General features: G+C 73.3%; 5 protein-coding genes. 2 read left to right on the top strand and 3 right to left on the bottom strand.

Going from position 1 to position 10,273, the window contains the following annotated elements; all coding sequences use genetic code 11:
- Window positions 1-100: 100 nt before the first annotated feature.
- Window positions 101-1,744, bottom strand: coding sequence for a SpoIIE family protein phosphatase (locus tag RMT89_RS16665; RefSeq protein WP_315884531.1), 1,644 nt, complete (start codon window positions 1,742-1,744; stop codon window positions 101-103).
- A 211-nt stretch (window positions 1,745-1,955) separates the two neighbouring features.
- Entirely contained in the window at window positions 1,956-3,335 is a 1,380-nt protein-coding gene (locus tag RMT89_RS16660) for an NAD(P)/FAD-dependent oxidoreductase (protein WP_315884530.1), read from the bottom strand.
- 385 nt (window positions 3,336-3,720) lie between these two features.
- Here RMT89_RS16660 and RMT89_RS16655 point away from each other — a divergent pair, with 385 nt between their 5' ends.
- Together RMT89_RS16655 and RMT89_RS16650 are read left to right on the top strand one after the other, a co-directional pair.
- Window positions 3,721-4,518 (top strand): helix-turn-helix domain-containing protein, encoded by a 798-nt coding sequence (locus RMT89_RS16655; RefSeq protein WP_315884529.1) that lies wholly within the window; start codon window positions 3,721-3,723, stop codon window positions 4,516-4,518.
- 291 nt (window positions 4,519-4,809) lie between these two features.
- Window positions 4,810-6,747: a sigma-70 family RNA polymerase sigma factor gene (locus RMT89_RS16650; protein WP_315884528.1), complete on the top strand. Its 1,938-nt coding sequence runs from the start codon at window positions 4,810-4,812 to the stop codon at window positions 6,745-6,747.
- Here RMT89_RS16650 and RMT89_RS16645 read toward each other — a convergent pair.
- Window positions 6,734-10,111 (bottom strand): BTAD domain-containing putative transcriptional regulator, encoded by a 3,378-nt coding sequence (locus RMT89_RS16645; protein WP_315884527.1) that lies wholly within the window; start codon window positions 10,109-10,111, stop codon window positions 6,734-6,736. The genes RMT89_RS16650 and RMT89_RS16645 overlap by 14 nt on opposite strands.
- Window positions 10,112-10,273: the final 162 nt, after the last annotated feature.

Raw genomic sequence — 10,273 nt, 5'->3', positions numbered from 1 at the left:
TCCCCTGGGGGCTGCCGCCCCCAGACCCCCGCTTCGGCCCTGAAGGGGCCTCGTCCTCAAACGCCGGACGGGCTGAAACCAGCCCCTCCGGCGTTGTGGCCTACGCGCGTGGCAAGGCGAACTCGCACCACACCGCCTTGCCGCCCCCCGGCGTCCGGCGGGAACCCCAGGCCGAGGCGATGGTGGCGATGATGGCGATGCCTCGGCCCGACTCGTCGGCCGGTTCGGCGCGGCGGCGGCGGGGGAGGTGGTCGTCTCCGTCCGTGACCTCGACGATCAGGCGGCGGTCGGTGCGGCGGAGGCGTAGGCGCATGGGTGGGGTGCCGTGCTGGAGAGAGTTCGCGACCAGTTCGCTCGCCGCCAGGACGCCCAGGTCGTGCAGGTCCGTCGGGAAACGCCAACTCGTCAGCACACCGGAGGCGAACGCACGCGCGCGTGGCGCCGCTTCCACGCCGCCGAGCAGTTCCAGGGCGGCGTTGCGGAACAGGTCGCCGTCCGGGCCCGTGCGGGCCGGGTGCTGCAGGACCAGGACCGCCACGTCGTCGTCGTGGTCCGCCGTGACGCCCGCCGAGCGGACGAGGCGGTCGCAGACGACCTGCGGAGTGCCCGTGGCGCCGGCCAGGGCCCGCTCCAGGGACGCGATGCCCTCGTCCAGGTCTTCGTCCCGGCGCTCCACCAGACCGTCCGTGTAGAGGACCGCAGTGGAGCCGGGGCTCAGCGGGATCGAGCCCGAGGCGTGCATCCAGCCGCCCGTGCCGAGCGGCGGGCCCGTCGGCTCGTCGGCGCGCAGCACTGTGCCGGTCTCGTCGCGGACCAGGATGGGCAGATGCCCGGCGGAGGCGTACACCAGCCGGCCCTCGTTCGGGTCGTGGACGGCGTAGACACAGGTGGCGATCTGGTTGGCGTCGATCTCGGTGGCGAGGCCGTCCAGGAGTTGCAGCACCTCGTGCGGGGGCAGGTCCAGGCGGGCGTACGCGCGGACCGCCGTACGGAGTTGGCCCATCACCGCGGCTGCCCGCACCCCCCGCCCCATCACGTCCCCGATCACCAGCGCCGTACGCCCGCCGCCCAGGGTGATGACGTCGTACCAGTCGCCGCCGACCGCGGCTTCCGTGCCGCCGGGCTGGTAGGTCGCCGCGATGCGCAGGTCGTCCGGCTCTTCGAGTTCCTGCGGGAGCAGGGATCTCTGGAGAGTGACCGCCGTCTCGCGCTGGCGGCGCTCGCTCGCGCGCAGCCGCTCGGCGGCCTCGGCGTGGTCGGTGACGTCGGTGGCGAAGACCAGTACGCCTCCGTCGCCTTCGGCGACCGGGGTGCAGGTGAAGGTGTAGGAGCGGCCGTCGGGGGCCTTGCGGGACTTGACCGTACGGGGCTTGCCGCTGCGCAGGACCTGGTCGAGGAGCGGGAGCAGGCCCAGTTCGTCCAGTTCCGGCAGGGCAGCACGGGCCGGTTCGCCGAGCGGGCCGACGCCGAAGGCCGTGGCGTAGGCGTCGTTGACGTAGGCGAGGCGGTGGTCGGTGCCGTGGACCAGGGCGACGAGGGCCGGCACGCGGTCGAGCACTTCGCGTACCGGCAGTTCGTCGAGGGCGGGGACGGGCGGGGCCTCGTCGGTGAGCTGTTCGGCTCTGGCCGCGGGGACGGAGCCCGCGCTCTCGCCGCGCCGCTCCGCGGGGACCGCGTGTTCGGTCCGCGCTGCGGCGCGGCGCTGCGTTCCGGGGAGCCGGGCGCTCCAGCGCGTGAAGTTCACGAATCCTTGCCTCGTGTCGTCGTCTTCGGCCAGCTCCGGACCCGGCCGGGGGTCTGGGGGGTGGCTCCCCGGGGATGCACTGCGGGGACGGTTCGTGGGGGTCGTAGGGCGGGCGGCTGCCCGTCCAGGGTCGGGGGTCAGTCTGGCAGTGTGGCGGACCGGGCCGACATCCGTCAGACGCCCGCCCGGGCGGTGGAGTTCCTCGGTCCGGTCAGGACGACCCCTTCGGGTCGTTGTCGGTGTCGACAGGAGGCTTTCCCCCGGCCGCGAGTTCGAACTCCGCTCGGGGATGTTCGAGCGAACCGAGGGAGACGATCTCCCTCTTGAAGAGCCCCGACAGCGTCCATTCGGCCAGGACACGGGCCTTTCGGTTGAAGGTGGGCACCCTGCTGAGGTGGTAGACGCGGTGCATGAACCAGGCAGGGTAGCCCTTCAGCTTGCGCCCGTAGACGTGTGCGACGCCTTTGTGCAGCCCGAGGGAGGCCACCGAGCCGACGTACTTGTGGGAGTACGTCTCAAGCGGCTCTCCGCGCAGGGAGTGCGCGATGTTGTCGCCGAGGAGCTTGGCCTGGCGCAGCGCGTGCTGGGCGTTGGGGGCGGTCTCCGTGCCGGGGCGCTCGGCGGTGACGTCGGGGACGGCGGCGGCGTCTCCCGCGGCCCACGCGTGCGTGGTGCCCTCGATGGTCAGCTCGGCGGTGCATGCGAGCCGTCCGCGCTCGGTGCGCGGGAGGTCGGTGGCGGCGACCAGGGGGTGGGGTTTGACGCCGGCCGTCCACACGACCGTACGGGTCGGGAAGCGGGCGCCGTCACTGAGCACCGCCGTCCGGTCGACGCAGGATTCCAGCCGGGTCTTCAGGCGTACGTCGATGTTGCGCCGGCGCAGTTCGGTGACCGTGTAGCGGCCCATCTCCTCGCCGACCTCGGGGAGGATGCGGTCCGAGGCCTCGACGAGGATCCACTTCATGTCCTCGGGGCGGACGTTGTGGTAGTAGCGCGCGGCGTAGCGGGCCATGTCCTCCAGTTCGGCGAGCGCCTCGACGCCCGCGTAGCCGCCGCCGACGAAGACGAAGGTGAGGGCCGCGTCGCGGATCGCGGGGTCGCGGGTGGAGGAGGCGATGTCCATCTGCTCGATGACGTGGTTGCGCAGTCCGATGGCCTCTTCGACCGTCTTGAATCCGATGCCGTGGTCGGCGAGTCCGGGGACGGGCAGCGTGCGGGAGACCGAGCCGGGGGCGAGCACGAGTTCGTCGTAGGAGATCTGCTCGGTGCCGGCGCCTTCCTCCTCGGTGGCGAGGGTGGTGAGGCTCGCGGTGCGCCTGGCGTGGTCGATGGAGCGGACCTCGCCGATGACGACCCGGCAGCGGTCGAGAACGCGGCGCAGCGGTACGACGACATGGCGGGGGGAGATCGAACCGGCCGCCGCCTCGGGAAGGAACGGTTGATAGGTCATGTACGGGTCGGGTGAGACGACCGTGACCTCGACTTCTCCGCGTTTGAGTTCCGGTTTCAACTTTCGCTGGAGTCGCAGGGCCGTGTACATCCCGACGTAGCCGCCGCCGACAACGAGAATGCGCGCACGTTCCTTCACCATCCCATGACGCACCGGGCGCTTGAGTTTGTCCACAGCCTCAGCAATTTGTGTGACCACAAGTCATCGGGCCGCCGGGTTGGCCGAATTACCGGAGTGCGGGGAAGGTCCGCAGGTCAATGGGTGTGCGCCGGGGGGTCGCAGGGGGTGCAATCGGGATGTATACGACCCGTACGCCGATCGGGGGGCGCTCCGTGCGGAACGTGCCCCTTCTGAATTGACTCCCTCTCAACTATGTTCGTGTGTCGACGGGGTGTAGGGGGATGCGCTCGTCGGGCTGAACGGGTTCGCGACGGGCGGGCTCGGGTCCGGGCATGTTCCCGACGCTCCGGCTGTCGAATGGCGGGGAGAGTCTCCGGGGGGAGACGTCATTACCGGGGGAACGCTTATGCATGTTCAGGACTCTCATTGGTCGTCCACGTCCGCCATCGCACCCGGTGGCGGAGCGATGGGCGGGACGATGGGTGGAGCCATGAATGCGGCGGGCAACGGACGCGACAGTTCGCGGACGACACCGCTGCGGGTGGACGCACAGCGCAATCTGGAGCACGTACTGCGTGCGGCGCGCGAGGTCTTCGGCGAGCTGGGATACGGCGCGCCGATGGAGGACGTGGCGCGGCGCGCGCGGGTCGGCGTCGGGACGGTGTACCGGCGCTTCCCGAGCAAGGACGTCCTGGTGCGCCGGATAGCCGAGGAGGAGACCTCCCGGCTGACCGAGCAGGCCCGGGCGGCGCTCGGGGAGGAGGACGAGCCGTGGTCGGCGCTCTCGCGCTTCCTGCGCACCTCGGTGGCGTCCGGCGCCGGGCGGCTGCTGCCGCCGCAGGTGCTGCGCGTCGGGGTCGCGGAGGAGCGCGCGGACGGCGTGGGGTTCGACGAGGCGCGGGTGCCGCAGCAGCGGATGCAGCCGGGCTCGGGCGAGCTGCGACTGGTGCCGGGGGAGACTCCGGCGGTTCCGGCCGTGTCCGCCGAGGACGACGCCGGGGCCTCGGCGCTGCTGGAGGTCGTGGGGCAGCTCGTCGAGCGGGCGCGGGAGGCCGGTGAGCTGCGGGCCGATGTGTCGGTGGCGGACGTCCTGTTGGTGATCGCGACGGCGGCGCCCTCGCTGCCGGACGCGGCACAGCAGGCGGCGGCCTCGGCACGGCTGCTGGACATCCTGCTGGAGGGGCTGCGCTCACGGCCGTCGTGACGCGGCAGGGTGACGTGTGACCCGAAATGGTGACGAGGAGGCGTGGGCGCCCCGGGCGCTCCCGCTTCGGGAACCCTCGGAGAACATTTCGGGAATTCCGGACGGCGGCTCAACTGTCGCCCTGGGAACGTCATTTGAACCTTCCCCGTATGGGTGATGGCTAGTACTGCTGCACGTGAAGTCCCCACGGATGAGTGGATGGCCCCTACTGCCGGCTGCTGACCAAAATTCGATATGGCACTCTGACCCGGTGTTCGGGACTGGTTGGGCTGGCGGCGGGGGCTTTCCGCGATGAGCGTTGACGGGCGGGACGGGTCACTCGGTGACGGTGACGCGGAGGGCGGCGGCCCGTCTTCCCCGCACGTGCCGAGTCAGGGCGGGTGGGCGGATGTGCCGCAGGGCGGCGAGCCCGCGGTGGTCGGGATCCCGGCGCAGGGCGGCGAACCCGTGGAGGGCAGCGTCCCCGCGCAGCGCGACTGGCGCGAGGGCGGCGTCCTGCCGCCGCCCAGGGAGATGCCGCCGTCGGACGCCGAACTGATCGGGCGGATGCGCTCGGGCGACGACTCGGCCTACGAGGAGCTCTACCGACGGCACGCCGACGCGGTCCGCCGGTACGCCCGCACCTGCTGCCGTGACGGCCACACCGCCGACGACCTCACCGCAGAGGTCTTCGCCCGGATGCTCCAGGCGGTCCGCGGCGGCTCAGGGCCCGAGCATGCCGTACGCGCGTATCTGCTCACCTCGGTCCGGCGCGTGGCGGCCACGTGGACGCAGTCCGCGAAGCGGGAGCAACTGGTCGACGACTTCGCGGTGTTCGCCTCCCAGGCCGCACGGGTGTCCGAGGTGTCCGACGACGACACGCTCGACCTGGGCGCGGATGTGCGCGCGATGCACGAGGCCGAGCAGTCGATGGCCATGCAGGCCTTCCGGTCGCTGCCGGAACGCTGGCAGGCCGTGCTCTGGCACACCGAGGTCGAGGACGAGTCGCCGAGCGACGTCGCCACGCTCTTCGGGCTCGACGCCAACGGCACGCGCGTGCTGGCCAGCCGAGCCCGTGAGGGACTCAAGCAGGCCTACCTCCAGGCCCATGTCAGCGCCACCCTCGCCAGCGACGAGGAGTGCGCCCGCTACGCCGACCGGCTCGGCGCCTACGCCCGCGGCAGCCTGCGTACCCGTGCCGAACGCGGTCTGCGCAAGCACCTGGAGGAGTGCGCGAAGTGCCGGCTGGCCGCCGGCCAGATCAAGGAAGTCGCCAGCGGTATCCCGGCGGTGGTGCCGGTCGCCGTCATCGGCTGGTTCGGCGCCGCCGGGTACGCCAAGGTCGCCGCGCTCATCGCCGGCGGCACCGGAGCGGGCGCCGCGGGTGCGGCGGGCGCGGCCGCCGCGGCGGGCGGTTCCTCCTCCGGCGGGGCGGGTGCCGGTGGTGGCGCGGCCGCCTCCGAGGGCCTCGGCGCGCCGGTGAAGGCCGGCATCGCCGCCGGTGTGGTCGCCGTGGCCGCGGCCGCGCTGGCGCTCGCGCTGGTCGGCGACGACGATCCGGCACCGAAGCCGGACGCCAAGCCGCCGGTGTCCTCCCCGGCCCCCGTGGTCGAGGAGTCCCCGACCCCCCGGCCTCCGAAGCAGCCGCAGCCGGCCCCGCCCGTCTTCGCCGCAGAGCCGGCCCCGACGCCCACGCCGACCCCCACACCCAGCCCGACCCCCACGCCGACGCCGACGCCGACGCCCACTCCTACGCCGACCCCGACACCCACGCCGACTCCCACCCCGACCCCGACACCGACGCCTCCGCCCGCTCCGGCCGAGTATCGGTGGAGCGAGCTGTCGTACAACGTCAACGGCGACGGCACGGAGCCCGAGATGCGCCTCGGCGAGAGCAGTTGGGTCTGGCAGCGCTACGGCGTGTCGATCGCCGGCACGCCGTACGCCCACGGTGTGACGGTGCAGGGCGAGTCCTCCGTCACCATCGACCTCAACCGGGACTGCACCTCCTACCGGGCCCTGGTCGGCGTCGACGACATGAATCTGATGCTGGGCAAGTTCTACTTCTCCGTGTACGCCGACGGGGTACGGCTGTGGAGGTCCGGGATGATCAAGGGCGGTGACCCGGCGGTCCCCGTCTCGGTCAACATCGCGGGGCGCGAGACCGTACGGCTGGTGGTGGAACCGCAGAGCCACTTCGACAAGGTCCTTCTCGCGGACTGGGCGGAGTCGAAGTTCACCTGCTCGTAGCTGCCCCGGCGGGGTGGTCACCGACCGCCTCGGCGAGTTCGCCCAGGACGTCGTCCACGGTCAGGGCGGCGCCCCGGGCCCGCTCCGCGGCCAGCCGGTCGGCGGGCAGGGCGGCTTCGGCAAGGGCCTCGATGCGCTCGGCCTCCGCGCACTCCGGCGCGGGGCGTGGCAGGCCCGCGCGCCAGTGGTCGGAGGCGGCGAGCAGACGGAGCGCGCGCGGCAGGTCGCCGAGTCGGGCGAGCAGCATCGCCGCGCTGTCCGCGAACGCCGCCCTGACCGCCTCCGCACACCGTTGGTCCACGGCCTCGCGCAGCGCACGGGCCAGGATCGGCAGCCCGTGTTGCGGACCGGACTCCTCGGCCGTGACGAGGCCGTGGATCAGGTCGAGGCCCGCGAGGAACTGCGGCGGTGGCGTACCGCGTTCGCATGCCGCCCGTGCCGCCTCGTACTGCTCGCGCGCACCGGCGATGTCCTTGCCGTCCAGCGCGATCAGCGCCCGCTGGAGCAGGACGAACGCCCGGGAGTCCGGCACGCCGTGGCGGTCGGCGGCGGCATCCGCCTCGCCGAGGGCCGCGAGCGCCGCCGTACGGTCGCCCGAGCGGTAGGCGATCTCCGCGAGCCGGGCGATCAGGAACGGCGTCTCGGCATGCGCGCCGACCTCCTGGGCGAGCCGCAGCGCCTCCTCGTACTCACCCCTGGCCTCGTCGAAACGGCTGCGCGCCATCGCCGTCTCGCCCGCCGCACTGCAGACCTGCGCCCGCATCCAGCGGTCCCCCGCGCGGCGGCTGAGCACCCGCAGCTCGGCGAGACCGTCGTCCACGTCCTTCATGCCGCCCGCTGAGTCGACGGCCAGATGCGTACGGAACATCAGGATCATGCAGGTCTCCCAGTCGCCGCCGTACGCACGGCAGTTGGTGAGCGCCTCGTCCAGGTCGGGCCGTCGGTCCTCCGGGCCGCCCAGGAGGGGGCTCGTCAGCGGCCAGGCGAGGCCCGGCAGTCGCGCCGCCTCCGGGCCGCCCGCGGCGAAGAAGGCGCGCACCCGGTCGAGTTGTTGCCGCTGCCGCCCGTCCAGCGGTCCGTTCCACGGCTCCACGTCGGCCAGGAGGAAGAAGCGCAGCATGCGCAGGCGCATCCACAGGGTGTGGAGGGGGTGGCCCGGGTCGTCGTCCGGGTCGGGGCCGCTGCTCAGGCGCAGCACGCGGGCGACCCAGTCCGCGCCCTCGTGACGGTAGTTGCGCAGCCACCAGAACCAGCCCATGGCCAGGGCCAGTGCGCCGGCCTCTGTCTCGTCGAGGGCCGTGAGGGAGCGGTGCAGGGCCGCGCGGATGTTGTCCAGCTCGGTCTCCAGGCGGGAGATCCACGGCAGTTGCCCGGCCGAACGCAGGCGCGGATCCGCCTCCTCGACGAGGGCGCGCACCCATGCGCGGTGCCGGCGCTCGGCCGCGGCGCGCACCTCGGGGGTCTCGGCGGCACGCTCCACCGCGTACTCGTGGATGGTCTCCAGCATCCGGTAGCGCATGCCCTGGGGGACGCCCCGCTCGCACGGGGCGGCGACGACGAGGGACTTGTCGACGAGGGCTCCCATCAGCTCCGCGGCGGGTCCCGTGCACACGGCCTCCGCGGCTGCCAGGTCCCAGCCGCCCGCGAACACGGACACCTCGCGCAGGACGGTGCGCTCCCGCTCGTCGAGCAACTCCCAGGACCAGTCGACGACCGCGCGCAGGGTCTGCTGCCGGGGCAGGGCCGTACGGCTGCCGGAGGTGAGCAGGCGGAAGCGGTCGTCGAGGCGGTCGGCGAGCTGCCGGGGCGTGAGCAGCCGCAGCCGGGCGGCGGCCAGCTCGATGGCGAGGGGCAGGCCGTCGAGGCGGCGGCAGATCTCGGCGACGGCCTCCTTGTCGGCGAGCACGGTGTCCGCGTCGGGGCGGGCGGCGGACGCGCGCTCGGCGAACAGGCGGTGGGCCTGGTCGGGGAGGAGGGGCTCGACCGGGCGCACCGACTCGCCGGGCACGCCCAGGGGTTCACGGCTGGTGGCGAGGATCGTGAGCCCCGGGCAGCGGGTCAGCAGCATCTCGACGAGGTGGGCCGCCGCTTCGATGACATGTTCGCAGTTGTCAAGGATCAGGAGATGGCTGCGCGGAGCGCAGTACTCGACGAGCAGGGCGACGGGGTCGTCCTGCGGGGCCATCAGCTCGCTGGTCATCAGCACGGTCTCGCGCAGACCGAGGGCACTGACCACCGCGCCCGGCACCGCCTCCGGCCGGTCGAGCGGGGCCAGCTCGACCAGCCACGCCTGCGGGAGCCCGGCGGCGGCTTCCTCGGCGAGGCGGGTCTTGCCAGAGCCGCCCGGTCCGGTGAGCGTGACCAGTCGGGCCCTGTGCAATTCGGAACGGATGGCCGCGATCTCGGGTTCCCGGCCGACGAAAGTCGTGAGGCGGGGGCGGAGGTTGGTGCGAGGGCGGGGCATGGAGAGGTGCGGCTCGGGGCCGGGGGGAGGCGCTGAGGGGGCGAGGGGGTCCCGGTGCGGGGCGGGGAGTTCCTGGTGCGGGGCGAGCCGGTTTCTGTGCGGGGCGGGGAGTTCCTGGTGCGGGGCGAGCCGGTTTCTGTGCGGGGCGCGGAGTTCCTGGCGCCGGTCGATGCCGGGACCGTCGGCCGGGGCGAGGAGTTCCGTGTGCAGGGCGCCGAGTTCGGGGCCCGGATCGGTGCCCAGGCCGTCGGAGAGGGCTCGGCGGGCGGTCTCGTAGGCGGCGAGCGCGTCGGCCCGGCGGCCGGTGTCGCGCAGGGCGCGGATGAGGAGGGCGTGCAGCGGTTCGTCGTACGGATGGGCCGCGGTGAGCTCGGTCAGCTCCGGTACGGCGTCCTGGGCGCGGCCGAGACGCAGGTCGGCCTCGGCTCGGGCTCTGATCGCGGTGAGCCGCAGCGCGTCGGGTCGGGCCGCGGCGGTGCGGTCGGGGAGGTCGGCGAGGGCGGGGCCGCGCCACAGGGCGAGGGCGGCGCGCAGGGCGTCGGCGGCGGTGGGGGCGTCGCCGCGGTCCAGGGCCGATGTGCCGTCGCGGACGAGCCGTTCGAAGACGTGCAGGTCCACGTCTTCCCGGCTCGCGGCCAGCCGGTAGCCGCCGCTCCCGGAGACGATCGCTTCCTTGCCGAGGCTGCGGCGGAGGCGGCCGACGAGGGCCTGGAGCGCGGCCGGGGCGTCCTGGGGCGGGTCGTCGGACCAGACCTCGTCGATCAAGGTCTCCGGAGCGATGACCCGCCCGGGCCGCAGAGCCATGGCGGTCAGCAGGGCACGCAGCCGCGGGCCGCCGACGGGGACTTCGGTCCCGTTGTCGTCCTCGGCCTGGGTGACGCCCAGGATTCTGTACCGCACGGGGTCATTGTCGCCGGGGGCCGACGGTGGCGGTCGTGCGGCCTGATTTACGCCGCCCGCGTCCGTGCCATGGCGGGGCGGTTGTACGCCCGGACTTACGCCCGCCGCGCCCCTCACCCCGGCGGGGCGGTTGTACGCCCTGACTCACAGCCGCCGCGCCCT

This window comes from Streptomyces sp. P17, assembly GCF_032436805.1.
Classification (GTDB): domain Bacteria; phylum Actinomycetota; class Actinomycetes; order Streptomycetales; family Streptomycetaceae; genus Streptomyces.
Note: the sequence above shows the minus strand (reverse complement) of the source record. Positions and strands in the feature narration are given on the sequence as shown.